Here is a 24759-nt window from a genome sequence, read left to right on the forward strand (position 1 = left end):
TTCTCCGGTCAGGGGTTACGAATAGAAGCTCTGCGCCAGCGAGCCGAGCAGCAGCTGCCAGCCATCGACCAGCACGAACAGCATCAGCTTGAACGGCAGCGAGATGGTGGCGGGCGGCACCATCATCATCCCCAGCGCCATCAGCACGCTGGCGACCACCAGGTCGATGATCAGGAACGGAATGAACACCGTAAAGCCGATCTGGAAGGCGGTTTTCAGTTCGCTGGTGACGTAGGCGGGCAGCAGGATGCGCATCGGCACCGCTTCCGGGCCGGCCAGCGGCGGCTGATTGGCCAGCCTGGCGTACAGCGCGAGATCGGTTTCGCGCGTTTGCCGCAGCATGAATTCGCGCAGCGGCTGCGCGCCTTTATCCAGCGCGACTTCCAGCCCGATTTTGTCCTGGCTGAACGGCAGATAGGCATCCTGATAAACCTTGTCGAACACCGGCGACATGATGAAGAAGGTCAGGAACAGCGCCAGCCCCAGCATCACCTGGTTCGGCGGCGCCGACGGCGTGCCCAGCGCGTTGCGCAGCAGGCCGAGCACGATGATGATGCGGGTGAAGCTGGTCATCATCAGCAGCATGGCCGGCAGGAAGGTCAGCGAGGTCAACAGCACCAGCGTCTGCACCGGCAGCGACCAGCTCTGGCCGCCGTTGGCCAGCGGCTGGCTGATCAGCCCCGGCAGTTGCGCGAAAGCCGCCGGGCTGATGAACAGCAGGGCGGCAGGGAGCCAAACCGCCGGGCGGCGGACGAGGGTATGAAGAGTCGAGGTCATGCCGATTTTTCCGGGCGTTTCAGAACTTTTTGCATCAGTTGGCGGAAGTCCGCCGGTGTCGCCGCGTCGGCCTCGCCTGCGTCTTTCGGCGGAGCGGGCAGGGTGTGCAGCGGGGTGATCTGCTGGGCGGTGACGCCCAATACCAACAAGGTGTCGTCGACTTCCACCACCACCACGCGCTCGCGCTGCCCGACCTGGCAACTGGCGCGCAGGTTAAGCAGTTTGTTGTTGCGCGCCTGCGGGGCGAAACCCAGCCGACGGAACAGCCAACCGGCCAGCAGGATCAGCAGCAGAATGCCGCCGAGCGCGCTGCTGACCTGCATCAACACCGAACCGGCCGGCAGGGCCGGCGCGGCGGGCGGTTGGGTGCTTTGGACGGTAACGGGCGCCGCGGCGGTCATCAGCGGCTCAGTCGACGCATGCGTTCGGATGGGGTGATGATGTCGGTGATGCGCACGCCGAACTTGTCGGCCACCACCACCACTTCACCTTGCGCGATCAGGTAACCGTTGATCAGGATATCCAGCGGTTCGCCGGCCAGGCCGTCCAGCGCCACCACCGAGCCTTGCGACAGGCGCAGCAACTCTTTGATGGTCATCTTGGTGCGCCCCAGTTCCACGGTCAGCTTGACCGGAATATCCAGGATCAGGTCGATATCCTGCAGGCTGCCGAGCGCATCCTGAGCTTCCAGCGACTTGAACACCCCTTCGGTGCTCGCGCCGGATTTCTCTGAAGACTGCTGCTCATTAAACGCATCAGCCCACAGATCGTCTACGGATTCCTTTCCTTCGCCAGACGGTTGCTTAGGATCACTCATTGGGCTGTTCCTCACTCAGAGCATTCAAAATAGGGTTAATCAAATGTTCAACACGCAGGGCGTATTGCCCGTTTAACGTGCCGTATTGGCTGGTCAGAACCGGTACGCCGTCCACATGGGCGATCAGGCGTTCCGGCTTGTCTATCGGTAATACATCGCCCGGTTGCAGCTTCAGGACTTTCGACAGCCGCATCGGGATATCGACGAAGTTGGCGATCAGCTCCAGTTCGGAGTGCTGCACCTGCTTCACCAGCGTTTCGCGCCAGTGGCTGTCTTCCTGCCGCGAATTTTCCAGCGGCGGGTTGGTCAACAGTTCGCGCAGCGGTTCGATCATCGCGAATGGAATGCAGATGTTGAACTCGCCGGTCAGCGCGCCGATCTCCACCTGGAACGGCGTGGTGACCACGATGTCGTTCGGCGAGGTGGTGATGTTGGTGAACTTCACCTGCATTTCGGCGCGCACGTACTCCACGTCGATCTTGTAGATGGCGCTCCAGGCGTCGCCGTAGGCGTCCAGCGCCAGGCGCAGCATGCGCTTGATCACCCGCTGTTCAGTCGGGGTGAACTCGCGGCCTTCGACCTTGGTCGGGAAGCGGCCGTCGCCGCCGAACAGGTTATCGACGGCGATGAACACCAGGCTCGGCGCGAACACGAACAGGGCAGTGCCGCGCAGCGGATTCAGGTGCACCAGGTTCAGGTTGGTCGGCACCGGCAGGTTGCGGGCGAACTCGTGATACGGCTGGATTTTGATCGGGCCGACGGTAATGTCCGGGCTGCGGCGCAGCAGGTTGAACAACCCCATGCGGAACTGCCGGGCAAAACGTTCGTTGATGATTTCCAGCGCGTGCAGACGCTCGCGCACCACGCGGCGCTGGGTGTTCGGATCGTAAGGCTTGACCTCGCTCTCTTTGCCGACCACCGCTTCGGGTTCATCACCCGCGCTGTCGCCGTTGAGCAAGGCGTCGATCTCTGCCTGTGAAAGAATGCTATCGCCCATAGTGATTACCGCAGTATGAAGGCGGTGAACAGCACGTCGCTGACCACCTGCTTCGGTTGTCCCTTAACCAGCGGCGGGCTGAGCACGTCCTTAATCTGCGCCACCAGCTGTTGCTTCCCTTGTTCATTGGCCAACTGACTCGCTTCCTGACGGGAAAGCAGCATCAGCAAGCGGCTGCGCACCTCCGGCAGAAAATCGTTCAGCTGACGGCGGGTACTTTCGTCCGGCAGGCGCAGCGTGAGGCCGATATACAGCACGCGATCCGGGTTGTTGTCCGGCGTCACCAGGTTGACGGTAAAGGTGTCGAGCGGCATGAACACCGGCGCGGCCGGCGGTTGCTGTTTGACGGCGGCCGGTTCGGCGCCGTTTTTATGCTGTTGCAGCAGCCACCAGCTGTAGCCCGCGGCGCCACAGGCGACGACGCTGATCAATACCAGCAGGATGACCAGAAGGGGGCGTTTCGGTGCTGCCGGAAGGGAGTTCTGAGACATAGCCAAATCTAATTCCTGTTGTTCCACCCGCGGCCTGCGTGGCGGCGGGCATAGCGCGCGGCAAAGCCGCACGCATGACATGTAAAGGTATTATCGCGTCTATCGCGGCGTGCAATAGCCTGAATAGACGCGCAAATGGGTGCCAGCTTGGGCGTTTGCAGCGGCTCAGGCGAAAATATCGACGCCGTTGACCGCGCTGGCCATGCGCTGCAACGCCACCGGCGCGCTGACGCCCTCGGCGGCCGCAGCCTCGCCGCCAGCGTGTTCAGCATAGCTGGAACGCCCCTGGCCATTGGAAGCCTGCTGCTGCGCCTGTTGCCATTGCGGGGTGGACTCGCCGCCCACGCTGCTCTGCCCCAGGTTGATGCCGCTCTCGGCCAGCGCGTGACGCAGCTGCGGCATCGCCGCTTCCACCGCAGCGCGCACCTGACCGTGGGCGGAGGCAATGTGCAATTGCGCCTGCTGATCGTCCAGTTTCAACGTGATCTGCAAGGCGCCCAGCTCCTGCGGGTGCAGGCGCAGCTCGGCGCTTTGCTGGCCGTTGCGGTGGAACATCAGCACCTGTTGGTTCAACGCCTGCTGCCATTCCGGGCTGCCCAGCTGCGCGTTTAACTGCGGCGTAGGCGGCGCCGTCACCAGCGCGCCGGCCGGGGCGGCCGTTTGCGTGGGGCTGGCGGCGGCCAGGGCGACGGCGTGATTGAGCGTCGTCGGCTGCTGCGTATCGCTCGCCGGCAGCGGCTGTGCGGCACTGGCGCGCTCGCCGCTGGTCGGCTGCGGGAGCGCCGCCGTGGCGCTATCGCCGTCCGGGGCAGGGTTTTTAGCGTTTGTCACCGTCGTGGCGGCTGACGCCGACGAGCGCGCGGCGGTGTTATCACCGGCCGCCGCGATGTTCAGCAGGCCGTTGCCAGGCTGCAGCGCGGTCGCATCGTCAGCGTTTTCCACCGGCAGCGGCCGCTGGCCGTCGGCCGGTTGAGTCTGGGCGACGATCGCGGCCGGCAGCATGGCGTACAGCGCCTGCAGCGTCGCGGCATCCAGCTCTTTGGCCGCGGCGATCGGCGGCTGCGCCTGTTTATCGCCGGCGAGGGGCGCATCGGTCTCGGGGCGTTCAGATGAAAGCGCATCGGCTGAGATTGCCGGGTTCTCCAGCAGGCCGCCGCGCTCGCCGAAGGCGGCCAGCAGTTGATTGAGCTGGTTGCGGCTCAGGGCCGGGGCGCGTTCATCGTCCGCGCTCAGCGCGACCGGCGGCTGTTTGCCATCGGCGGCGGGCGCGAAACGCGCGCCGAGCAGCTGGGCGAATGCCGTCGACAGTTGACTCTCATCCAGCGCCGACGTCAGTTCAGCCAGGCCGCCGGCATCGCCGGGTAAGGCCAGGCCGGGCAGGGCGTTCAGATTCATGGGTTGATATTCCTTTGTGCACTGCGTTGAGCGAACTCATCCATCAGTTTTTGATCCCGTTTATTCTCCTGCTGCTGCTCCGCATTTAAGGCGCGGGTATGCAGGGTCTCGAAAGCGTTCAACCGCTGTTGTTTGTCTTGCCATTGCTTCACCGCATGATCCACTTTCTGCCCCCACTGCAGCAGCTGCTGGCGGTGCTGGTCGATGGCCTGTTCCAGCGTGCCGATAAACTGCTGGTAGTTTTGCCAGCGTGAGCTGTCCATGCCGTCGCAGAGCGTATGATTCAGCTTCTGGCGGTATTCGTCCTGATAGTTGAGCAGCATTGACAGCTGTTGCTCCGCCGCCTGCTGCGCCTGCCGAACCTGGCCCAGCTGTTGCGCGGCTTGTTCCACCGCGTCCTGCGCCAGATCGCGCAGGGTAATCAGGGGTGACTGTGATTTCATCGCTCTGCGCCTCTGTGACGTTAAACAATCAACTGCTGCAGCTGTTGACAGGCTTCATCATAGCCGCTGCGTTCAAAGATGCCCTGTTGCAGGTACGCCTCCATCTGCGGGTACAGCGTCATCGCTTTGTCCAGCAACGGATCGCTGCCGGCCGCGTAGGCGCCGACGCTGATCAGATCGCGGTTGCGCTGATAGCTGGCCAGCATCTGTTTGAAGGTGCGAACCCGGCGATAATGCTCCTCGTCGATCAGCGACGTCATGGCGCGGCTGATTGACGCTTCGATGTCGATAGCCGGGTAGTGGCCGGCCTCCGCCAGGCGTCGGGACAGCACCACGTGGCCATCGAGGATGGCGCGCGCCGAGTCGGCGATCGGGTCTTGCTGATCGTCCCCCTCGGTCAACACGGTGTAGAAGGCGGTGATGGAACCGCCGCCGCTGATGCCGTTGCCTGCGCGTTCCACCAGCGCAGGCAGCTTGGCGAAGACCGAAGGCGGATAACCTTTGGTCGCCGGCGGTTCGCCGATGGCCAGGGCTATCTCACGCTGCGCCATGGCGTAGCGGGTGAGGGAATCCATGATCAGCAACACGTGTTGCCCGCGATCGCGGAAATCCTCGGCGATGCGGGTGGCGTAGGCCGCCCCCTGCATGCGCAGCAGCGGCGACACGTCCGCCGGCGCGGCGATCACCACCGAGCGCGCCCGGCCTTCGGCGCCGAGAATGTTCTCGATAAAGTCTTTGACCTCGCGGCCACGCTCGCCGATCAGGCCAACGACGATCACATCCGCCTGGGTGTAACGGGCCATCATGCCGAGCAGCACGCTCTTGCCGACGCCGGAACCGGCGAACAGGCCCATGCGCTGGCCGCGACCGACGGTCAGCAGACCGTTGATGGTGCGCACTCCCACGTCCAGCACCTGCTCGATCGGCGTGCGCTGCAATGGGTTGAACGGCGCGGTGATCAGCGGCGCGCGGTAACCGGTTTCCGGCGACGGCAGACCGTCGAGCGGTTTGGCGCTGCCGTCCAGCACGCGCCCCAGCAGCGCCGGGCCGAGCGGCAGCTGCTTGCCGGCGCTTTGGCCTTCCGGCGCGATGCGGGCGTAAACCCGCGCGCCCGGCACGATGCCTTCCACTTCTTCCAGCGGCATCAGGAACAGCCGCTGGCCGTTGAAGCCGACCACTTCGCTTTCCACTTCCTGCACTTCACCGGCGTCGTGCCGTTCGATGAGGCAGGTCGCCCCGAGCGGCAGCTGCAGCCCGGTGGCCTCCAGCACCAGCCCGGTGGCGCGGGTCAGGCGGCCGTAGCGGCGCACCGTCGGCGCGCGGGCGATGCGTTTTTCCAACGTATCCAGAGAGCTCAGCCAGCGGCCGAGACGCGCGGTCATCAGACTTCTCCCGGTGCCGCCAGGCGACACAGTTCATGCCAGCGCGTCGCCAGACTGGCGTCGAGATCGCCTTCTTCGGCGCTGACCTTGCAGCCTCCCGGGTGCAGTTCGCCGTCCGCCAGCAGGCGCCAGCCGTGCAGGCTGAGGGTAACCCCCAGTTGTTGCTCGACGCGGGGGTAGTCGTCCGGGTGGACCCGCAGCTGCGGTTTGCCGTTGAACATCGGCTCCTGCTGGATCAGCTGTTGGATTTGCGCGAGCAGGGCGGTGCCGTCGCACACCGGCGGTTGGCCCAGCACCTGTTTGGCGGCGGTCAACGCCAGCTGCATCAGCCGGGAAGCGATCACGCTGTCGAGCGCGTCCAGCGTGTGCTGGAATTCGGTGACCAACTGCTGCCAGTGGGCGGTCAGCGGCTGTTGCTGCTGCTGCGCTTCCAGCAGCCCTTGCTGACGGCCTTCTTCCAGACCGGATTGAAAACCGGCCTCATAGCCTTTTTGCTGGCCGTCGGCATAGCCCAACTGCTGGCCCTGTTGCTCGGCCTGCAGCCGCAGCGTCGCCAACTGCTGTTGCAATTCGGCCTGCGCGTCCGGCGACGGATCGCTGTGTTCGAGATCCGGCAGCGGCGGCAGTTCGAACGCCGGTTTCTGTTCGCCCAAATCGTTGAGCGACCAGGGCTGCCAGGGCAGGGTGTTAATGCGATCAGACATAGGTGTCCTCGCCGCCGCCGATGATCATTTCGCCGGTTTCCGCCAGGCGTCTCACCACCAACAGGATGGCTTTCTGCTCGTTCTCCACCTGCGACATGCGCACCGGGCCACGGTTGGCCAGATCGTCGCGCAGGATGTCGGCGGCGCGTTGCGACATGTTCTTGAGGAACTTCTCGCGCAGCGGCTGTTCGGCGCCTTTCAGCGCGATCAGCAGCGACTCGCCTTCCACTTCCTGCAGCAGGCGCTGGATGCTGCGATCGTCGACTTCCACCAGGTTTTCGAACAGGAACATCTCGTCGATGATCTTCTGCGCCAGCTCGCCGTCGTATTCGCGCATCGCGTCGATGACCGCTTCTTCCTGCTGGGTTTTCATCAGGTTGATGATCTCGGCGGCGGTGCGCACCCCGCCCATTTTGCTGCGTTTGAGGTTCTGACCGTCGAGCAGGTTGTTCAGCACCTCGGTCAGCTCCGCCAACGCCGCCGGCTGCACGCCGCCGAAGGTGGCGATACGCAGCATCACGTCGTTGCGCAGGCGTTCGTCGAACAGGGCCAGAATATCCGCCGCCTGGCCGCGTTTGAGGTGCACCAGAATGGTGGCGATGATCTGCGGGTGTTCGTCGCGGATCAGGTCGGCGGCGCTCTGCGGCTCCATAAAGTTGAGCGTTTCCATGCCGGTGGTGGTCTCGCGCGATTCGAGAATGTCTTCCAACAGGCTGGCGGCGCGCTCTTCGCCCAGCGCCTTGACCAGCACCGAACGCAGATAGTCGCTGGCGTTGACGCTCAGCGCCGCGTATTGCTCGGCGTCGTCTTCAAACTCGGTCAGTATTTCGCCGAGCTGTTTGTGCGACACCTGGCTCATGCCGGCCATGGTGCCGCTCAGCAGCTGTACTTCGCGCGAGGAGAGGTGCTTGAACACCTCCGCCGCGCGATCTTCACCCAGCGTCATCAGCAAGATGGCGCTTTTGTCGGTTCCGGTCAGGCTCATATCTCGTTACTCATCCATTGGCGGATTACCAGAGCGACCACGCGCGGGTCTTTGTCAGCCAGATCGCGGATCCGCTGGCTCTGGACTTCTGCGCTGACGCGCTGCTGCGATTTACGACGCTGCGCCAGCTCCTCGTTGCTCGGTTTGCTGCTGTCGACCGCTTTGGCGGCAGGCGCGTTGGCGGCGGCGATGGCGGCCTGTTGCGCCGCCTGGCGCTGTTGCAGCTGCGGCCGCACCAGTTTGCGCCACAGCAGCCAGGCAACCAGCAGCACCAGCAGATAGCGGCCCGCGTCGATCAGGCGATCGATAAACGACTGGCTCTGCCAGAACGGCAGTTCGCCACCGGTCACCTGAGCGTCGGTAAACGGCGTGTTGACCACGTTCAGGGTATCGCCACGGCTGCTGGAGTAGCCCATCGCTTCACGCACCAGCGCTTCGATCTGCGCCAGCTGTTCTTTGCTCATCGGCTGCGGTTTGCCGTCTTTATCCGCGCCGAGGTAGTTGACCACCACGGCGACCGACAGACGCTGCACGGTGCCGGCTTTTTGCTGGGTATGGCGGATGGTGCGATCGAGCTCGTAGTTGGTGGTCGCGTCGCGACGGGTATTTTGCGGCACGCCGCTGGCCGCCGCGCTGCGGGTGGTCGCGGCGTTTTGCGCGGTGGCGTTGGCGTTATTGCCCGCCGCCGGCTTGGCGGTTTCAATCGGCGCCGTAGGCGGAGCGCTCGGTTGGTTGGACAGCGCGCCCGGCACACCGCCGACCTGCGGCCCGCCGATCTGCTCGCTCAGGCTGGTTTGCTGTGAGCGGATGGCGGCTTTATCCGGCTGCTGGTTAGGTTGGTACTGTTCATCGGTTTGTTCGCGCGTGGCGAAGTCGATCTGCGCCGTGACCTGCGCACGCACGTTGGCACTGCCGACCACCGGGGCGAGGATCGCTTCGATGCGGCGCTGGAAGCCGTTTTCGACTTCGTTGGCGTATTTCAGCTGCGAAGCATTGAGATCGCGCCCGGTCCCGTCGGACTGGGTCAGCAGGCGGCCGGCCTGATCGACCACGGTCACGTTGCCCGGCGGCAGACCGGCGACGCTGCTCGACACCATATAAACGATGGCGTTGATCTGGCCGTCGTCCAGCGCACGGCCGGGTTGCAGGGTCAGCGTTACCGAGGCGGAAGGGGATTTTTGTTCGCGCACGAACAGCGAAGGTTTAGGCAGCGCCAGGTGAACGCGGGCGTTTTGCACCGGCCCCAACGACTCGATAGTGCGCGACAGCTCGCCCTCGAGGGCGCGCTGATAGTTAATCTGCTCGCTGAACTGGCTGATGCCGAATTTTTCCTGATCCAGCAGTTCGAAGCCGACGGCGCCGCCTTTCGGCAGCCCCTGCTGCGCGAGGCGCAAACGGGTTTCATGCACCTTTTCCGCCGGGATCAGCAGCGCTGCGCCATTCTCGGCGAAGCGATAAGGGATATTCATCTGCGTCAGCTGGGTGACGATGGCGCCACCGTCGCGGTCGTTCAGATTGCTGTACAGCACGCGGTAGTCGGGGCTTTTCACCCACAACAGCAGTGCGACGACGATCGCGATCGCGGCGGAAGCGGCGACCAGCAACGGAATTTTCGGGTTGGCGCGCAGACGGTTCCAGATGGCCTGCAGGCCGTTGTCGCGGCTTTCGCCGGCGGTTATCGAAGCACTCATTTTAGGTCTCGTCCTTCAATGGCGCTCACGATCCCGTACGGGCCGCTGAGCAGCTCCCTGCCAGGCTGATGAACGGTATGGTTAGCGTTGTGTGACAAAACAGACTCCCTGATACACATATCTTCTAAATAGCGGCGCTCCCATTTCTGGGCAGGCCATTATTCGCCTTATCAGACAATTCCGATTGCCCGATAAGCCGGGTTTTTTGCAGTTAATTAACCGCTTTAGGTCCGAAAACGCTGTGCTAGGGTGTGCATCATTGGAGAAGTACAGGGTGAAAACGTCACCCGGCGAGACGAGAGGATTGAGGACCAGATGGCGATTCAGGGCATTGAAGGGGTACTGCAGCAGATGCAGACCATGGCGGTTCAGGCCGGCAAGATGGGGCAAAATGCGGCGCCGCAGGGCGTCAGCTTCGCCAGCGAACTGACCGCGGCGCTCGGCAAGATCAGCGACACCCAGCAGACGGCGCGCAAACAGGCGCAGGACTTTGAGCTGGGCGTGCCGGGCATCAGCCTGAATGATGTGATGGTCGATCTGCAGAAATCGTCGGTGTCTTTGCAACTGGGTGTCCAGGTGCGCAACAAGCTGGTGGCGGCCTACCAGGACATCATGAATATGCCGGTGTGATGGGGGACATGCCGATTCGGCCAACTTGAATACACCGTTCAACAGTTTATTGATACCTACATGAGGGAGACGATACAGGTTGGTGGAATCACCATGGATACTTTTGCTTCCCATCTTAGTCGTTACCTCACTCCGCTAAGGCTCAAATCGCGTTCATCACCAAACTCATGATGAACGCTACACCTGGCTACAGGCTTTAAGCGGGGGCTAGATTAAGGGATGAGGTTAGCCTGGTGGTGCATATTTGGAGGGAGATTGCATCGTATTTGAAATGTGAGCAGGTTGATGGCTACCCGTTATGTTTGATAGTTCAATCATTCTTTATCAGTCGTCTAAATCGCTCTCATTCTTAGTCGTTTACTATTCTGGCTATGGGGTATCATACTAATCCTATATTGTCATTTCATCGTATTAATAACGGGACAGTCATTTAGCACAATCTCCTTTCTATCCTACTGAATAATATTGTTTTTTTTGTTTTTTTGCGATATTCCCATCAGCATGGGGATGGTTGCTATCACATAATTAGCTCAGTTGCAAATATTTACATTGAAAAAAGGTGGTATATACTCATATTCTTAGTAATATCAATAGTGCAAGGTTGTTTACTAAAATGATAAATAATATACAAATACTTAGGGCCCTGGCTGTTTTAATGGTAATAGCAAACCATTCATCAGGTTTGGTCTATAAATATGGTTTCAATGCTGATGGCTTTTTACAGGTTGGACATTGGGGGGCATATGGGGTTGATATATTCTTTGTGATATCTGGTTATATCATGGCGATGATTGACAACGTGAAAAGTAAGACGCCTGCAAGTTTTATCAAAGATAGATTTGTTAGGATTGTTCCTGTTTATTGGATAATTACCTTGTTAATGATATTCATGCAGGCTGTTTATCCGGAGGCCTTTAGAGAAGGTTTATTCACGAATGAGCAAAATATTTCATCGATGCTTTTTATTAGCTATCTGTTAGGTTATGACTATCCAACCATATATGTTGGTTGGAGCCTTGAGCTTGAAATGACTTTCTATGCGATTTTTGCACTGTGCCTTTTTATTGGAAACCAATTCATAAAAATATCTTTGTTGGTTGCGCTTATTTTTATTCTGTCCTTTTTGGGGGTCATGAGACCTGCAGCGGTAGAGTTTTCATTCGGTATCCTGTTGTATTACTTTGCCAATTGGTTAAAGATAGAGAATAAACTCAGCGCTTTTTGGTTTATCCCTTTAATTGTGACCTTGGTTATCATGCTTATGATTAGTGATATGCCGATAGATCTTGTCTCTTGGAGTAGACCATTAGTTATCGGAATTATATCATTTGCTATGGTTGCTTTTTCAATTGCTTGTGTTGATCTTCGTAAAGGTTTTCTTACATACATCGGTGATGCATCCTATTCTATTTATTTGGTTCAGGTTTTCTCACTACCAATTATAATGAAGCTTTCAGTAAAAATTTTACATGGCATGGATGGGATATATGCATTTATGATCTCAATTATATTCACCGTTCTTAGCGGGGTTATTTTCCATGAGTGTGTTGAAAAAAATATTATTAATCTGGTAAAAAGAAAACCTCTGAGATTTTTTAACTTTGGCTAGCAACTTATTGACGTTCGGGTTGAGACTGTCGCTAATAAGGACTGTGCTATAGCATGCTACCAGGGATATCACATAGGTTGCTGGTAGCAGGATAGGCGCAATAAATCGCTCTATGGCGTAAATTTCTGACAGCGAATTCGCGCACTCGCGAACTAAATAGGCTTCTACTTAGTTCGCGACAAATAGGGTGTTAGAACATGTTTTTCTCTTTCATCTTCTCTATGACGATGGCGAAAGTAAAGGCAAAGGCAAGGGTCGCAGTAGAGATAACCAGACCACCCGTATACCCTGCAAATTTGAACATCATTTCGCAGATTGGGTGATAAAAGTAAACTCTCCCAGAAACTTTTTCTTCGAATGATAATGCCATGTTTTTAAAGAATATAAAGAGTGCTGGTGCTGTGAATATCAATGTGACATATAAATCCCGCGCCATGTTATCTTTCGTTTCCGCTAGTGCGAAAATTATAACTTCAGTTAACAATGCCACAATGGAAATCGCCAGCAATGGCAACGAAACCTTTAAATTCTCATTCTTTCTAATATAAACCCCTATCAGCATGAAAGGTACAGCGAATGTCAATGCGTTCCTATAAAGGTATAGCTTGCTGTTTAACTTTTCAAATATATCTCCGTCGATTAAAAGATAAGAATTCTGAATAAAATAGGATGCAATAAATAGAAGGATGGATACTATTAATAATAACCCGGTTTTATTGCGCATTATATAAATAATAACGGAAGCGACGATGAGTGATGACAAATACCATAGGTGATGCCATCCAATGACGATGTTATAGGTCAGTGTTTTCATTATCCCATAAGGTGATGATAAATCAAGCCAGAGTGGGGAAAATAACATCAATAGGAATGCGTAAATAACAAAAATCTTTTTTAATTTAGAAAGAAATTGTTCTTTGTCGAAGCTAAAAAAATACCCATTCATCACAAAAAATAAAGGTACTGCTATTCTAAATATACCGTTCGAAGTGATTGAATTTATGAATGGATAATTTATAAAAGGCCTAGTGTGAATTAATACAACAAAAACACACAAGATAACCTGTAACAGACAGAGGCCACCGATTTTCTGTTTTTGCATTTTATACCCTTCAGATATGTGGTTTCATAAGGCAGGAAGTGAAACAATAGCGATATAGATAGCCTATTTTTTAATGATTAGCAAGTTAGACGTGGTGTTCTGTACTGAATTAAGATAAATCACACGGCATTGATTCCATGCTGCCCGGACTATGATGGAGAGTTAAAAAGGAGGGTAGACGGACTTCTACGGAGAGAGTCAAAGGAGGTTTGTATGTTATCTGTGCGTTCATAATGAATTCGATAGTGTGTTAACATTTCTATAGTGAATGTTTTCCTTCGAATAGCGAAAGAGCTCCGACCAATGTGTTAATTGTCTCAATGATATGAGTCGTTTTTCGGTACCAATAACAGCCGCTCCTAATTGCCATTATGTTGAGTGGTCACTGAGAGTGGCGGTTTAGGGGGCACTTTTCAAAAGAATAGTGCTGCCATGAGTATCTCTGTTTTCAAATGTATGATGTCGAAACTTGAAGGTGTAGCAATACTGGCCAGTTTTTTAGGCGTTGTAAGCTGAAAGAACGAGTGGTCATTTTAATCATGTTTACTTCGTCGTATTTTAAGCAGTATTTATGGCGCAATACCGCTGGAAATTGGTGGCGAGTGTTAATGGTTTTATCCCAAGTGTAGCTAAAATGCCCCCTCTGATCCGGCATGTATCAGAGAGGTCACTTATGGAGACTACGTCAATGGATACTCAATGCGGTGACTTTAGCCCGCTAACGCCACGATGCGCTGGTGGGCGCTTGCCAGCCCCTGGTCGCGGCCGTGCGGCTTCATGTCCAGCCCTTCGGCATAGATGAATTGCACGTCGCCGATCCCCATCAGCCCCAGCACCGAGCGCAGGTAGGGCGTTACGGCGTCGGTCGGATGCCCGGCGTGCATGCCGCCGCGTGAACTGAAGACCACCGCATTGACGCCTTCCACCAGCCCCACTGGGTAGGTGGCGGTATAGTTGAAGGTCATCCGGGCGCGGGCCACCAGATCGAACCAGTTTTTCAGCTGAGTCGGCACGTTGAGGTTGTACATCGGCGCCCCGATCAGTAACAGGTCGCTCTCTTTCAGTTCGGCAATCAGTTGATCGGAGAGCGCCACCGTGGCTTTGGCGCGCGGGCTGACATTTTCCGCGCCGCGCAGCGCGCTGAACAGCTCGCCGTCCAACACCGGCAGATCCAGCGCCGTCAGATCGTGTTCGACGATCCGATCGTCGTATCCTTTCGCTTTGCGCGCCGCCAGATAGCGGTCAATCAGGTTATTGGTCTGCGAGTCATTTCCCATAATGCTGGATTTGAGAGCCAGTATTTTTTTCATGCTGTTGTCCTCTGACGGTAATCTGTGGTTTTCACCGGGGACTCCGGAATGACTGCAGGTTATCATTGCTTAAGGTTCACCAGTGGTGATAGGTTTTCACCTAATTGATTCCATATTGGCAACATTAAGATGAAAAGCGATCTGAGTGCGCTGCCGGCCTTTGTTGCCGTAGCGGAAGGCGGCAGTTTCGCCGCCGCCGCAGAGAAACTGCATCTGACGCGTTCTGCGGTCAGCAAAATCGTGTCGCGTCTGGAGGCGCGGCTGGGCGTGATGCTGTTTATGCGCACGACGCGCAGCCTGAGCCTGACGGACGAAGGCGCGCTGTACTATGAACACTGTCGACAGGCGTTGGCGAACGTTCAGGCGGCGGAAAACCAGCTCGACAGCGGCAAGATGCAGGTCAGCGGCCGGCTCAGAGTCTCGGTGCCGGTGCTGTTCGGCCACCTGTGCATTGCGCCCTTGTTGACGGCGCTGGCGAATGAGCATCCGTTACTGACGCTGGAAATCTCATTCAGCGACCGCAGGATCGATCTCGTCGACGAGGGATTCGATCTGGCAGTGCGCATCGGCGAACTGGCGGACAGCGGCAGTTTGGTTGCCCGACGTCTGGGCGAACATGGCATGCTCCTGTGCGCGTCGCCCGACTACGTGCGGCGCTGCGGCGAGCCGAGCACGGTGGAAGCGTTAAGCCGGCATCAGGCGGTGGGGTATCTGCACGCCGGCGCCGTGCTGCCGTGGCAGCTGCGTGGCGAAAACGGTGAGCTGCAATCATTCAGCCCCCCGGCCAAGATGATGATGGATGATATGCAGGGGATCGTCGATGCGATATCCGCCGGTGCCGGTATTGCCTGGCTGCCGGAGTGGCTGGTGCGCGAGCGGCTGATGGCGGGGACGTTGGTGGAGATCATGCGCGGTGAGTCCAACCTCAGTTTCCCGGTCAACGTGGTGTGGCCTTATATGCCTTACCAGCCGCTCAAGGTGCGGCTGGCGGTGGACAAACTGGTGGCTGAGCTGCCCGCAAAATTGGCGCTTGTGCCGCCGCCGTTATCGCAGCGGTAATCGCCGCGTCGCAACCGACAGGAAATGGGGGCAATGTCCCGAATAGAGGGGCGAACATTGTGCTGTCAGGCTTATTGAATGTGCCGGTGAGCGTTTATTATGGCCTTATTAGTAGGGTTATTATTCGAGGCAGGTCAATGAGCAGTAAAAGCGAATCCAGATGGCGCCTGATCAGTATTTTAATGCTGGCGGTGTTAGTCGCGTTAATTGGCGTGTTGGTCAAACTGGATTGAAGTCTGACCAGGCGATAAAAAGCCTGGCCGTTTTATTGTGCGGCCAGTAAACGCATCATGTCTTCTTCATACAGTAAGGCTAACAGCCACAGCCCCAACAACATTATTGCCAGAGAAAATAATCGCTTTTCATTGCGCATCGTTTAATTCGCTTTCGGCGGATGGACGTGGCTTAGCGTATCTCAGCGTTGTTACAACCGTTAGGGACTTGTGTTAAATAAAGCCATTTTGTTGCGCGTCTATTTATGTTTCTCCGGCGACCATCGCCTCAATGCCCTGAGAGCCGGGTTCCATAATCCTTTGGTGGCCGCGAATGGCGGTAGGCGCGAAACCGAAGCGTTTGCGAAAACGTTCGGCGAAACGCGACGCGCTTTCATAACCCACATGCTGCGCGATGGCGGAAATCGGCCAGTCGGTCGATTGCAGCAGGGCCAGCGCGCTGCTCATCCGGACGTCGATCATCAGGTTACGCAACGCGGTGTTTTCCATCGACAGTTTGCGGCGCAACATCACCTCACTCATCGACAGGCTCTCCGCGACTTTGGCCGCCGTCCAAATGCTGTGCGGATCGGTCGCCAGGCAGCGACGCACCCGCTGCGTCAGATCCTTGGCTTCGTTGTGAATAAAGCGAATGCCGAATTGGGCCAGCCACAGCAGAATTTCCAGCATTTTGTGCCGCACGATGATGGTGGGAAAGCGTTGCCGCAGCGTCAGCGCCAGGCCGGTGGTTTCAAAACTGTGCTTTAGGGCGCAGGGCAGATTGCGCAGCGCCAGGACGGCATCGAACGGCATCGCCGCCGGCGTTTCCTCGGCCGGAGGTTGGACGGTGAGCAACAGGGGATCGCAGGTCAGCAGTTGGCAACTGAATACGCCGTCTTCGGACGGGCCGTTAATAATGTCCACCGTTTGCCCGCCGTCGATAATCAACAGCTCGCCGGGATGAGCGACCACTTCGTGTTGTTGCCAGCGTACGCGCTTATGGCCTTGTTGTATCAGATACAGATGTGGTTGCTCAAAATAGACTGAAGGGAATAATAATTCAGTATACTGAATGATGTGCGCTGAGGCGCCAATTCCAGGACAGAGATTAATTGTACGTTCCATCGATATTCATTTCGCAGCCATTATCTGGGAATATCTTTACGCTTTGATCCGCGCTGGAGCAACATTTTTCCATGGGCCGTGAAACACAGCGGCGAGTTTTATCTATCAAAAATCAATTTCCTGATGAACAGAAAACGTCCGTGTCGGGATGATGTTTATCCATTAAAGTGAGAGCCAGGCTCGAAGCGCGCATTTTACCAATTACCCATAAACTGAATAATTCAAATGCCATAGATTAATATCCTAACGTAACCCGAGGGTAATAGCGCATAGTGCTATTTAATCCATTTTCGTCAGTATTGTCGATCTTATCGGACCTGTGGCTCTCCCAGCAGCAGCGCGCGGTCATGAAACTGGCCGTAGGTGTTGTTGACCACGTTTTGGCGCGTCGACTGTTCAATAAGCGTTTTCAGCTCATCCATCCGTTGCTGCAACAGACGTTTGAGCTCGGTTTCGTTGTCGAGGATCTGTTGCAGCTTATTGCGCAACATCTCCTGCAACGCCATGGACGGGCCGGCTTGCCCGGTAAAGGCGGCGGTTTTTTCCACCGCCGTCACGTAGGCGAATTCAAGCTCGACGAGCTCTTCCCAGCGCCCGGTTTGCGCCAGCGCGATCATCTGGCTGCTCAGGGTGTAAATTTGTTGATAAGCGGCTAACAGCTGCTGTTGACGTTCCATTACACGGCGTCCTGCGAAGGTTGGTAGTTGGGGCCGATCTGGCGCCAGGCGTCGGCGATGTTTTCCAGCAGTTTGACCACCTCGGCAATCGCCGCTTCGTCGTTGTGCAGATTGGCCTGCATCAGGCGACGCTTCATATAGTCGTATAACGCCGCCAGGTTTTCGGCGATCTCGCCGCCCTGCTGAGGATCGAGGCCGCTTTTCAGGCCGTTGTCGATGATGTTGATGGCTTTGGAGAGCGCCATGCCTTTGCCGGCGATATCGCCCTGGTTCATCAGGATGCGTGCGCGAAGCAGGGCGCTGAGCGCCCCGTCGAACAACATCACGATTAACTGGTGCGGGCTGGCGCTCATGGCGCCGCTTTCCAGACTGACCTGTGCATAGGCCTGAGTGCCGCTACGGTTATACATGCTGTTTTCTTTGCCTTGTTAAAGGGTTACTTGAACTGTTGAGCCAAATAGTTACTGGTGCCGTTCATTTTCGACATCATGGTATCCAGCTGAACGAACTGTTGTTTATAACGATCGATGGTGTTTTGAATGCTGGCCGTGACCGTGGTGATCTGGCTGTTCAGGCGATCGAGGTTAGTGTTGATGCTTTTGGTCGAGTTCTCGATGATGCCGCCGGATTTGATGTAGCTCTGGATCTCGTTGTGGATCTCGGTGGCCATGCCGGTGTCTTTGCCGTTACCGACGAAGAAGTTGCTGACCTGATCCGGCTTCTCATCCATCGCTTTCTTCAGCTTGGCGCTGTCGATTTCCAACTTGCCGGTTTTGGTGTTGGTGGAAATGCCGAGGTTGCCCAGGCCTTTCAACTCCGGGTTGTCCTGGGCGGCGCTCAGCGCGCTTTTGATCGACGACTGAATGCCGCGCAGGGTGTTGTCGCCCAGCAGCGGGCCGTTGGTTGGGTTTGGCGCTTCGCCGGTTTTCACCGGGGTGAACTTGGACAGCGAGTTGAAGGTGTCCAGCAGCGAGTTATAGCTGTCGACCCACTCTTTGATCTTGTCGGTGGTGCCGGCGGTGTTGGTGCTGATCACCAGGTGTTGCGGTTCATCGGTTTTGGTTTTGGTTTTCAGATCGATGGTGACGCCCTGCAGGGCATCGCTGATCGAGTTGGTGCTGCGTTTGATGGCCGTGCCGTTCACCATCAGCTCCGCGTCCTGCGGCGCGACCGTCTGCTTCATGGCGGTGGTGGTGCCGCGGGTGGCGTTGTAGTTCAGGATATCGCCCAGTTTGTCGTCATTGTCGACCTGGAGGGAGATCTTGTTGTTTTCGCCGGTGGTGGAAGAGCTGATCGCCAGCTGGTAGTCGTTGTCGCCGACGCGCATGATGCTGGCGGTGACGCCGGCCTTGGCGCCGTTGATGGCGTCGCGCATCTCAACCAGCGAGGTTTGATCGTCGCTGAGCGGGATTTTGGTTTCTTTCGGCGGGTTGCCGGCGGTGATGGTCAGAGAGCGGTTGGTGATGCCTTCTTTACCTAATTTTTCGCCCTGGTCGCTGACTTTCGCCTGAGTGGTCAGGGTTTGCGCCTGCGCCAGGTTCTTCACTTCCACCACATAGTTGCCCGGCACCGCCTTGGCGTTGGTGGTGATCTTGAAGGCGTCATGTTCGGTGGCGGTGGTGGCCTTGAAGAAGTCCTCTTTCGCCATCTCTTTGCTGAGGTTGTCGAATTTTTCCAACGCGCCCTTCAGCGTGCCGTAACCGGTCAACTGGGCTTTATAGCTGGATTGTTTGGTGGTGTAAGGGGTCAGGCGCTGTTGTTCCGCTTTAGTCAGCTTGTCCAGCAGGCCATTGAGGTCGAGTCCTGAGCCGAGACCTAATGAACTGATCGTTGCCATGGGTAATTCTCCTTGATTATGACTTTATTCGCTTTACGCGTTATCGGCCCAGTGATGAAAAAGTTTACCGAAAAAAACAAAAAACCGATGGCGCAATAGAAGAGGGAAAAACCGCGTTATTTCCGCCATTGCGGCGGACGCAAAAAAAATTAAAAAAATTCTAAAGGTTGTTAGGGGAGGGCCGATACCTGAGGGGACGGTGGTTGACGCCGTGGGCAAACAAGCCCGAACCTTTTAACTGTGTTGCGAAGAACGCAACTGACTCGTAAGGAAAGCAAACAATGGCACAAGTAATCAACACTAACAGCCTGTCTCTGATGGCGCAGAACAACCTGAACAAATCTCAGTCTTCTCTGGGCACTGCGATTGAGCGTCTGTCTTCCGGTCTGCGTATCAACAGCGCGAAAGACGATGCTGCGGGTCAGGCGATCTCCAACCGTTTCACCGCTAACATCAAAGGCCTGACTCAGGCTTCCCGTAACGCCAACGACGGTATCTCTCTGGCGCAGACCACTGAAGGCGCACTGAACGAAGTTAACGACAACCTGCAGAACATCCGTCGTCTGACCGTACAGGCGCAGAACGGTTCTAACTCCACCAGCGACCTGAAATCCATCCAGGACGAAATCACTCAGCGCATGTCGGAAATCAACCGTATCTCCGAGCAGACTGACTTCAACGGCGTGAAAGTGCTGAGCAGCGATCAGAAACTGACTATCCAGGTTGGCGCTAACGACGGTGAAACCATCGATATCGACCTGCAGAAGATCGATTCTGGCAAACTGGGTCTGACTGGTTTCGATGTAACCGAAAAAGGCACCAAAATTGGCTCTGCAATTGCCGATAAAGCCATGGTTAAAGATGACACCGGTAAAGATGTTGCTTTCGACCTGGCTGAATCTTCCAAAACTGGTGGCGCTTTAGAGAAAGCGACTCTGGTTTCCGGTAAAGACAAAGACGGTAAAGAAGGTTACTACATTCAGACTACTGATGCAGCGACTGGCGCAAAAACCTACGCTACTGCGAAAATCGACGACAAAGGCGTTGTAACCAAGGGTGCTGACGTTACTGACGTTAAAGATCCACTGGCAACCCTGGACAAAGCGCTGGCACAGGTTGACGGCCTGCGTTCTTCTCTGGGTGCGGTACAGAACCGTTTCGATTCTGTTATCAACAACCTGAACAGCACCGTGAACAACCTGTCCGCTTCTCAGTCCCGTATTCAGGATGCTGACTACGCGACCGAAGTGTCCAACATGAGCCGTGCCAACATCCTGCAACAGGCTGGCACCTCTGTTCTGGCACAGGCTAACCAGTCTACTCAGAACGTTCTGTCCCTGCTGCGTTAATCGTCTCTCCCGATTAACTGTCGCAAAGAAACCCCGCTTCGGCGGGGTTTTTTTATGCTCGCGCACCGCGCGGTTATTACATGGCGCAAATAAAGCCCGTTTTGTGCGACTGTTCAGCCGATTGGCATTTCGCCCCCTACGCATAATAGCGCTGACTCTCTTATCCGCAGGTTTAAGACATAGTGAGCGATCTGTATACCGCCGAAGGCGTGATGGACAAAAATTCTCTCTGGCTGCGCTACGTCCCGTTAGTGCGCCACGAGGCGCTGCGCCTGCAGGTCAGGTTGCCCGCCAGCGTGGAGCTTGACGACTTGCTGCAGGCCGGGGGAATCGGGTTATTGAACGCCGTTGAGCGTTATGACGCCCTACAGGGAACCGCCTTTACCACCTATGCGGTGCAGCGCATTCGCGGCGCGATGCTCGACGAGCTGCGCAGCCGCGACTGGGTGCCGCGCAGCGTGCGGCGCCACGCGCGCGAGGTCGCGCAGGTGATGCGGCAACTGGAACAGCGTTATGGCCGGCCGGCGAGCGAGACGGAAGTGGCGCAGACGCTGAATATCTCGCTGGATGAGTACCGTCAAATTCTGTTGGACACCAATAACAGCCAGCTTTTCTCTTACGACGAATGGCGCGAGGAGCATGGCGAAAACGCGGAACCGATGCTGGAAGGGCATGAAGAGGCCAACCCGCTGCATCACCTGTTGGAAGGCAGCCTGCGCCAGCGAGTGATCGACGCCATCGAGGCGTTGCCGGAGCGCGAAAAAATGGTGCTGACGCTGTATTACCAGGAAGAGTTGAATCTCAAAGAGATCGGCGCCGTGCTGGACGTCGGGGAATCCCGCGTCAGTCAACTGCACAGTCAGGCGATCAAACGGCTGCGTGCGCGGCTGGCGAACGATACCTGACGGCGGGCTGCCGCCCCCTCAACTCGATGACTCATGCGACAATCGGACTGCCCCTTATGCCAGGAATACTGTTGAAGAAACGGCCGCTTAGCCGTTACCTGAAAGATTACAAGCACAGCCAGACCCATTGCTCTCAGTGCGGTAAATTGTTGGACCGCATGGCGCTGGTGTTTCGCGGCAAGATAATCAATAAAGAAGCCATCGCGCGCATGGACCAGCCGATCGACGATGCGGTCTGGCAAAACGTGCAGCATGAGCTGACCGCGCTGTGCCGCTTTTGCAGCGAGATTTCCTGCAACAGCCACCCGAGCTATTTCGACATCATGGCGTTCAAGCAGTATCTGTTCGAACAGACCGAGATGAGCCACAGCACCATTCGCGAGTACGTGGTGCGGCTGCGCCGGCTGGACGAAATGCTGGTGGCGCGTAATTACCCGGCGGACAAGTTCGCCAACTGCGCCAGCCATCAGCGCATTATCGACGATCTGCCTACCGCAGCGCACAACAACTACCGCATTGCGCTGCGCAAATACGATCAGTATCTCGCCTGGCAGCGCAGCTACTGAGATTTTCCCCGGCCGCTGGGCCGGGGTCTGCGGATCCCCCCGTGATAAAGGATGATTATTCAGTTCACATCTGCTAAATCTATCGGTTATCAGATGTTGATACTCGATTCCCTGGGGGGAAGTAGTGAACCTGCAACAACAACTGGCGCAATTTCCGCGTCTGGATCTGGTTGGCGTCGCCACGCCGCTGGAAAAACTGTCCCGTCTCTCCGATTATCTCGGCCGTGAAATCTACCTTAAACGTGACGATGTCACCCCTATGGCCCTGGGCGGCAACAAGCTGAGAAAGCTTGAGTTTCTGGCTGCCGATGCGCTGAGGCAAGGCGCCGATACGCTGGTTACCGCCGGCGCCATTCAATCCAATCACGTGCGCCAGACGGCGGCGGTGGCGGCGAAACTGGGCCTGCACTGTGTCGCGCTGCTGGAAAACCCTATCGATACCCGCGCGGAAAACTACCTGACCAACGGCAACCGCCTGTTGCTCGGCTTGTTCAACGCCGAAGTGGTGATGTGCGAAGCGCTGCACGATCCGCAGCAGCAACTGGCGGAGCTGGCGACGCGCCTCGAGGCGCAGGGCTTCCGGCCTTACGTGGTGCCGGTGGGCGGCTCCAATGCGCTGGGCGCGCTGGGATACGTGCAGTGCGCATTGGAAATCGCCGAACAGAGCCAACGCAGCAACGTGGCGTTCAGTTCGGTGGTGGTGGCGTCCGGCAGCGCAGGCACCCACGCCGGGCTGGCGGTGGGACTGCAACAGCTGCTGCCTGAAACCGAGTTGATCGGCGTGACGGTCTCGCGCACCGTGATCGATCAGTTGCCGAAGGTGGAACAAATCCAGAAAGCCCTGGCCTGTTCGCTGAATATCGACGAACTGGCGCCGATCGCGCTGTGGGACGATTACTTCGCGCCGCAGTACGGCATGCCGAATGAAGAAGGCATGGCGGCGGTGCAGCTGCTGGCGCAGCAAGAGGGGGTATTGCTGGATCCGGTATATACCGGCAAAGCGATGGCCGGTTTGATCGACGGCATCGCCCAGCGGCGTTTCCGCGACGAAGGGCCCATCCTGTTCGTTCACACCGGCGGTGCGCCGGCGCTGTTCGCCTACCATCCGCAGGTGTAAATGCCGCTTGTTATTCCATTTTGAACTATATTTATAAAGTTATATTCCTTTATGCGGGCGGTCGCACTGTTAAAGTGCTGATATCAAAAAAGATAAATAACACACAGGGGTGTTTATGATGTTTGCGAAAGTTCGTCGTCAATGGTTGTTGGGCGTGGTGGGTATTGCGTTGGCCGCCGGTGTGACGACGCAAACCTACGCCGCCGATAACCTGCTGCAGCAGGTGAAACAGCGTGGCACGCTGATCGTCGGGCTGGAAGGCACCTATCCGCCGTTCAGCTTCCAGGGTGAAGACGGCAAGCTGACCGGTTTTGAAGTGGATTTCGCCAACGCGCTGGCGGAACATCTGGGCGTGAAAGCCAAGCTGAACCCGACCAAGTGGGACGGCATGCTGGCGTCGTTGGACTCGAAACGTATCGACGTGGTTATCAACCAGGTCACGCTCTCCGATGAGCGCAAGAAGAAATATGACTTCTCCACCCCGTACACCGTTTCCGGTATTCAGGCGCTGGTGAAAAAAGGCAACGAAGGCACCATCACCAAGCCGGAAGACCTGAAGGGCAAGAAGGTTGGCGTGGGCCTGGGCACCAACTATGAGCAATGGCTGCGCGCGAACGTGCAGGGCGTGGACGTGCGCACCTACGACGATGACCCGACCAAGTATCAGGATCTGCGCGTTGGCCGCATCAACGCCATTCTGGTGGATCGCCTGGCGGCGCTGGATCTGGTGAAGAAAACCGGCGATACGCTGGCGGTAGCCGGCCCGGCGTTCTCTCGCCAGGAATCCGGCGTGGCGCTGCGCAAGAACAACCCAGAGCTGCTGGCAGCGATTGACCAGGCGATCGCCGAGATGCAAAAAGACGGCACGATGGCGAAGATCTCCGAGAAATGGTTTGGCGCGGACGTAACTAAATAATGCACGAAAGTATTCAACTGGCGCTGGATTCAGCGCCATTTTTATTGAAGGGCGCAATACTGACGCTTCAGCTCAGCCTGGGCGGTATGGCGTTGGGGTTGCTGCTCGGTTTTCTGCTGGCGCTGATGCGCCTTTCACCGCTTTGGCCGCTGTCGTGGCTGTCGCGTATCTACGTGTCGCTGTTCCGCGGTACGCCGTTGATCGCCCAGCTGTTTATGATCTATTACGGTCTGCCGCAGTTCGGCGTTGAATTCGATCCCTTCCCGGCGGCGCTGATTGGCCTGTCGCTCAATACCGCCGCTTACACCTCAGAAACGCTGCGCGCGGCGATTTCGTCGATCGATAAAGGGCAGTGGGAAGCCGCCGCCAGCATCGGCATGACCCGTTGGCAAACCCTGCGCCGGGTGATCTTGCCGCAGGCGGCGCGCACCGCCTTGCCGCCGCTGGGCAACAGTTTTATCGGCCTGGTGAAAGACACTTCGCTGGCCGCCACCATTCAGGTGCCGGAACTGTTCCGCCAGGCGCAGCTGATCACCTCGCGCACGCTGGAAGTGTTCACCATGTACCTGGCGGCATCGCTGATTTACTGGGTGATGGCGACCCTGCTTTCCGCACTGCAAAACCGTCTGGAAGCCCACGTTAATCGCCAGGATCAGGAGTAGC

At 56.9% G+C, this 24759-nt stretch carries 26 protein-coding genes; 9 read left to right on the forward strand and 17 right to left on the reverse strand.

The genetic code is table 11. The annotated features are described in order from the left end of the window. Window positions 1–15 precede the first annotated feature (15 nt). From fliP to fliF, 11 genes are all read right to left on the reverse strand, one after another. Window positions 16–777: a flagellar type III secretion system pore protein FliP gene (gene fliP, locus ACJ8M3_RS03190; RefSeq protein ID WP_033632755.1), complete on the reverse strand. Its 762-nt coding sequence runs from the start codon at window positions 775–777 to the stop codon at window positions 16–18. Beyond that, window positions 774–1178, reverse strand: coding sequence for a flagellar biosynthetic protein FliO (gene fliO, locus ACJ8M3_RS03195; RefSeq protein ID WP_033650868.1), 405 nt, complete (start codon window positions 1176–1178; stop codon window positions 774–776). The genes fliP and fliO overlap by 4 nt, the downstream gene beginning before the upstream one ends. Continuing rightward, window positions 1178–1594: a flagellar motor switch protein FliN gene (fliN, locus tag ACJ8M3_RS03200; RefSeq protein WP_004934799.1), complete on the reverse strand. Its 417-nt coding sequence runs from the start codon at window positions 1592–1594 to the stop codon at window positions 1178–1180. The genes fliO and fliN overlap by 1 nt, the downstream gene beginning before the upstream one ends. After that, window positions 1587–2591, reverse strand: coding sequence for a flagellar motor switch protein FliM (gene fliM / locus ACJ8M3_RS03205; protein ID WP_004934798.1), 1005 nt, complete (start codon window positions 2589–2591; stop codon window positions 1587–1589). The genes fliN and fliM overlap by 8 nt, the downstream gene beginning before the upstream one ends. A gap of 5 nt (window positions 2592–2596) precedes the next feature. Beyond that, complete coding sequence (gene fliL / locus ACJ8M3_RS03210; protein ID WP_033643515.1) at window positions 2597–3082, reverse strand: flagellar basal body-associated protein FliL; 486 nt, start codon at window positions 3080–3082, stop codon at window positions 2597–2599. Window positions 3083–3247: 165 nt separating this feature from the next. Then, window positions 3248–4477, reverse strand: coding sequence for a flagellar hook-length control protein FliK (locus ACJ8M3_RS03215; RefSeq protein ID WP_060660584.1), 1230 nt, complete (start codon window positions 4475–4477; stop codon window positions 3248–3250). After that, window positions 4474–4920, reverse strand: coding sequence for a flagellar export protein FliJ (fliJ, locus tag ACJ8M3_RS03220; RefSeq protein ID WP_033643513.1), 447 nt, complete (start codon window positions 4918–4920; stop codon window positions 4474–4476). The genes ACJ8M3_RS03215 and fliJ overlap by 4 nt, the downstream gene beginning before the upstream one ends. A 20-nt stretch (window positions 4921–4940) precedes the next feature. Next, window positions 4941–6302, reverse strand: a complete 1362-nt coding sequence (gene fliI / locus ACJ8M3_RS03225; RefSeq protein ID WP_004934781.1) for a flagellar protein export ATPase FliI — start codon at window positions 6300–6302, stop codon at window positions 4941–4943. After that, window positions 6302–7006, reverse strand: coding sequence for a flagellar assembly protein FliH (gene fliH / locus ACJ8M3_RS03230; protein ID WP_033643511.1), 705 nt, complete (start codon window positions 7004–7006; stop codon window positions 6302–6304). Before fliH ends, fliI begins: the two co-directional genes overlap by 1 nt. Beyond that, entirely contained in the window at window positions 6999–7991 is a 993-nt protein-coding gene (gene fliG / locus ACJ8M3_RS03235; protein WP_004934775.1) for a flagellar motor switch protein FliG, read from the reverse strand. The genes fliH and fliG overlap by 8 nt, the downstream gene beginning before the upstream one ends. After that, on the reverse strand, window positions 7988–9682 hold the full coding sequence (fliF, locus tag ACJ8M3_RS03240; RefSeq protein ID WP_033650870.1) for a flagellar basal-body MS-ring/collar protein FliF: 1695 nt from the start codon (window positions 9680–9682) through the stop codon (window positions 7988–7990). Before fliF ends, fliG begins: the two co-directional genes overlap by 4 nt. A gap of 315 nt (window positions 9683–9997) precedes the next feature. Between fliF and fliE the strand changes: the two genes are divergently transcribed. Both fliE and ACJ8M3_RS03250 read left to right on the forward strand, forming a co-directional pair. Further along, window positions 9998–10312: a flagellar hook-basal body complex protein FliE gene (gene fliE, locus ACJ8M3_RS03245; protein ID WP_033643509.1), complete on the forward strand. Its 315-nt coding sequence runs from the start codon at window positions 9998–10000 to the stop codon at window positions 10310–10312. A 613-nt stretch (window positions 10313–10925) separates the two neighbouring features. Beyond that, a complete protein-coding gene (locus ACJ8M3_RS03250) occupies window positions 10926–11921 on the forward strand; it encodes an acyltransferase family protein (protein WP_145957728.1) in 996 nt (331 codons plus the stop codon). 190 nt (window positions 11922–12111) lie between these two features. Here ACJ8M3_RS03250 and ACJ8M3_RS03255 read toward each other — a convergent pair whose 3' ends face one another. Continuing rightward, window positions 12112–13023, reverse strand: a complete 912-nt coding sequence (locus ACJ8M3_RS03255) for an acyltransferase family protein (RefSeq protein ID WP_089197174.1) — start codon at window positions 13021–13023, stop codon at window positions 12112–12114. A gap of 710 nt (window positions 13024–13733) precedes the next feature. Next, entirely contained in the window at window positions 13734–14333 is a 600-nt protein-coding gene (locus ACJ8M3_RS03260) for an FMN-dependent NADH-azoreductase (RefSeq protein WP_069100020.1), read from the reverse strand. Window positions 14334–14462: 129 nt separating this feature from the next. On the opposite strand from ACJ8M3_RS03260, the gene ACJ8M3_RS03265 reads away from it, so the two are divergent. Then, on the forward strand, window positions 14463–15392 hold the full coding sequence (locus tag ACJ8M3_RS03265) for a LysR family transcriptional regulator (protein WP_046687329.1): 930 nt from the start codon (window positions 14463–14465) through the stop codon (window positions 15390–15392). 476 nt (window positions 15393–15868) lie between these two features. On the opposite strand, the gene ACJ8M3_RS03270 is transcribed toward ACJ8M3_RS03265, so the two are convergent. From ACJ8M3_RS03270 to fliD, 4 genes are all read right to left on the reverse strand, one after another. Continuing rightward, a complete protein-coding gene (locus tag ACJ8M3_RS03270; protein WP_089197173.1) occupies window positions 15869–16729 on the reverse strand; it encodes a helix-turn-helix transcriptional regulator in 861 nt (286 codons plus the stop codon). Window positions 16730–17037: 308 nt separating this feature from the next. Beyond that, window positions 17038–17406, reverse strand: coding sequence for a flagella biosynthesis regulatory protein FliT (gene fliT / locus ACJ8M3_RS03275; RefSeq protein ID WP_033643504.1), 369 nt, complete (start codon window positions 17404–17406; stop codon window positions 17038–17040). After that, entirely contained in the window at window positions 17406–17816 is a 411-nt protein-coding gene (gene fliS, locus ACJ8M3_RS03280; protein ID WP_004934758.1) for a flagellar export chaperone FliS, read from the reverse strand. The genes fliT and fliS overlap by 1 nt, the downstream gene beginning before the upstream one ends. A gap of 26 nt (window positions 17817–17842) precedes the next feature. After that, window positions 17843–19243 (reverse strand): flagellar filament capping protein FliD, encoded by a 1401-nt coding sequence (fliD, locus tag ACJ8M3_RS03285; protein WP_033643503.1) that lies wholly within the window; start codon window positions 19241–19243, stop codon window positions 17843–17845. 281 nt (window positions 19244–19524) lie between these two features. On the opposite strand from fliD, the gene ACJ8M3_RS03290 reads away from it, so the two are divergent. The 6 genes from ACJ8M3_RS03290 to tcyL all read left to right on the forward strand — a co-directional run bounded on the left by ACJ8M3_RS03290 (window position 19525) and on the right by tcyL (window position 24758). After that, on the forward strand, window positions 19525–20592 hold the full coding sequence (locus ACJ8M3_RS03290; RefSeq protein ID WP_033643502.1) for a flagellin FliC: 1068 nt from the start codon (window positions 19525–19527) through the stop codon (window positions 20590–20592). Between the two features lie 182 nt (window positions 20593–20774). Next, on the forward strand, window positions 20775–21497 hold the full coding sequence (locus tag ACJ8M3_RS03295) for an RNA polymerase sigma factor FliA (protein ID WP_004934752.1): 723 nt from the start codon (window positions 20775–20777) through the stop codon (window positions 21495–21497). 56 nt (window positions 21498–21553) lie between these two features. After that, window positions 21554–22063 carry a flagella biosynthesis regulatory protein FliZ gene (gene fliZ, locus ACJ8M3_RS03300; RefSeq protein WP_033643501.1) on the forward strand — a complete coding sequence of 170 codons (510 nt, stop codon included), beginning with the start codon at window positions 21554–21556 and terminating at the stop codon, window positions 22061–22063. 124 nt (window positions 22064–22187) lie between these two features. Next, window positions 22188–23180 (forward strand): D-cysteine desulfhydrase, encoded by a 993-nt coding sequence (locus tag ACJ8M3_RS03305; RefSeq protein ID WP_033643500.1) that lies wholly within the window; start codon window positions 22188–22190, stop codon window positions 23178–23180. Window positions 23181–23295: 115 nt separating this feature from the next. Continuing rightward, the gene (gene tcyJ, locus ACJ8M3_RS03310) at window positions 23296–24096 is read left to right on the forward strand and encodes a cystine ABC transporter substrate-binding protein (RefSeq protein ID WP_089197172.1); all 801 of its coding nucleotides are present in this window, start codon (window positions 23296–23298) and stop codon (window positions 24094–24096) included. Then, the gene (tcyL, locus tag ACJ8M3_RS03315) at window positions 24096–24758 is read left to right on the forward strand and encodes a cystine ABC transporter permease (RefSeq protein WP_016927326.1); all 663 of its coding nucleotides are present in this window, start codon (window positions 24096–24098) and stop codon (window positions 24756–24758) included. Before tcyJ ends, tcyL begins: the two co-directional genes overlap by 1 nt. Window position 24759 lies beyond the last annotated feature (1 nt).

Origin of the sequence: Serratia sp. CY55921 (assembly GCF_052167655.1) — a bacterium.
In the GTDB taxonomy this organism is placed as follows: Bacteria; Pseudomonadota; Gammaproteobacteria; order Enterobacterales; family Enterobacteriaceae; genus Serratia; species Serratia ureilytica.

Excerpts from the sequence above, each read along its gene's own strand:
- fliP (WP_033632755.1), bottom strand. The coding sequence starts at position 777 with ATGACCTCGACTCTTCATACCCTCGTCCGCCGCCCGGCGGTTTGGCTC.
- fliO (WP_033650868.1), bottom strand. The coding sequence starts at position 1,178 with ATGACCGCCGCGGCGCCCGTTACCGTCCAAAGCACCCAACCGCCCGCC.
- fliN (WP_004934799.1), bottom strand. The coding sequence starts at position 1,594 with ATGAGTGATCCTAAGCAACCGTCTGGCGAAGGAAAGGAATCCGTAGAC.
- fliM (WP_004934798.1), bottom strand. The coding sequence starts at position 2,591 with ATGGGCGATAGCATTCTTTCACAGGCAGAGATCGACGCCTTGCTCAAC.
- fliL (WP_033643515.1), bottom strand. The coding sequence starts at position 3,082 with ATGTCTCAGAACTCCCTTCCGGCAGCACCGAAACGCCCCCTTCTGGTC.
- ACJ8M3_RS03215 (WP_060660584.1), bottom strand. The coding sequence starts at position 4,477 with ATGAATCTGAACGCCCTGCCCGGCCTGGCCTTACCCGGCGATGCCGGC.
- fliJ (WP_033643513.1), bottom strand. The coding sequence starts at position 4,920 with ATGAAATCACAGTCACCCCTGATTACCCTGCGCGATCTGGCGCAGGAC.
- fliI (WP_004934781.1), bottom strand. The coding sequence starts at position 6,302 with ATGACCGCGCGTCTCGGCCGCTGGCTGAGCTCTCTGGATACGTTGGAA.
- fliH (WP_033643511.1), bottom strand. The coding sequence starts at position 7,006 with ATGTCTGATCGCATTAACACCCTGCCCTGGCAGCCCTGGTCGCTCAAC.
- fliG (WP_004934775.1), bottom strand. The coding sequence starts at position 7,991 with ATGAGCCTGACCGGAACCGACAAAAGCGCCATCTTGCTGATGACGCTG.
- fliF (WP_033650870.1), bottom strand. The coding sequence starts at position 9,682 with ATGAGTGCTTCGATAACCGCCGGCGAAAGCCGCGACAACGGCCTGCAG.
- fliE (WP_033643509.1), top strand. The coding sequence starts at position 9,998 with ATGGCGATTCAGGGCATTGAAGGGGTACTGCAGCAGATGCAGACCATG.
- ACJ8M3_RS03250 (WP_145957728.1), top strand. The coding sequence starts at position 10,926 with ATGATAAATAATATACAAATACTTAGGGCCCTGGCTGTTTTAATGGTA.
- ACJ8M3_RS03255 (WP_089197174.1), bottom strand. The coding sequence starts at position 13,023 with ATGCAAAAACAGAAAATCGGTGGCCTCTGTCTGTTACAGGTTATCTTG.
- ACJ8M3_RS03260 (WP_069100020.1), bottom strand. The coding sequence starts at position 14,333 with ATGAAAAAAATACTGGCTCTCAAATCCAGCATTATGGGAAATGACTCG.
- ACJ8M3_RS03265 (WP_046687329.1), top strand. The coding sequence starts at position 14,463 with ATGAAAAGCGATCTGAGTGCGCTGCCGGCCTTTGTTGCCGTAGCGGAA.
- ACJ8M3_RS03270 (WP_089197173.1), bottom strand. The coding sequence starts at position 16,729 with ATGGAACGTACAATTAATCTCTGTCCTGGAATTGGCGCCTCAGCGCAC.
- fliT (WP_033643504.1), bottom strand. The coding sequence starts at position 17,406 with ATGGAACGTCAACAGCAGCTGTTAGCCGCTTATCAACAAATTTACACC.
- fliS (WP_004934758.1), bottom strand. The coding sequence starts at position 17,816 with ATGTATAACCGTAGCGGCACTCAGGCCTATGCACAGGTCAGTCTGGAA.
- fliD (WP_033643503.1), bottom strand. The coding sequence starts at position 19,243 with ATGGCAACGATCAGTTCATTAGGTCTCGGCTCAGGACTCGACCTCAAT.
- ACJ8M3_RS03290 (WP_033643502.1), top strand. The coding sequence starts at position 19,525 with ATGGCACAAGTAATCAACACTAACAGCCTGTCTCTGATGGCGCAGAAC.
- fliZ (WP_033643501.1), top strand. The coding sequence starts at position 21,554 with ATGCCAGGAATACTGTTGAAGAAACGGCCGCTTAGCCGTTACCTGAAA.
- tcyJ (WP_089197172.1), top strand. The coding sequence starts at position 23,296 with ATGATGTTTGCGAAAGTTCGTCGTCAATGGTTGTTGGGCGTGGTGGGT.
- tcyL (WP_016927326.1), top strand. The coding sequence starts at position 24,096 with ATGCACGAAAGTATTCAACTGGCGCTGGATTCAGCGCCATTTTTATTG.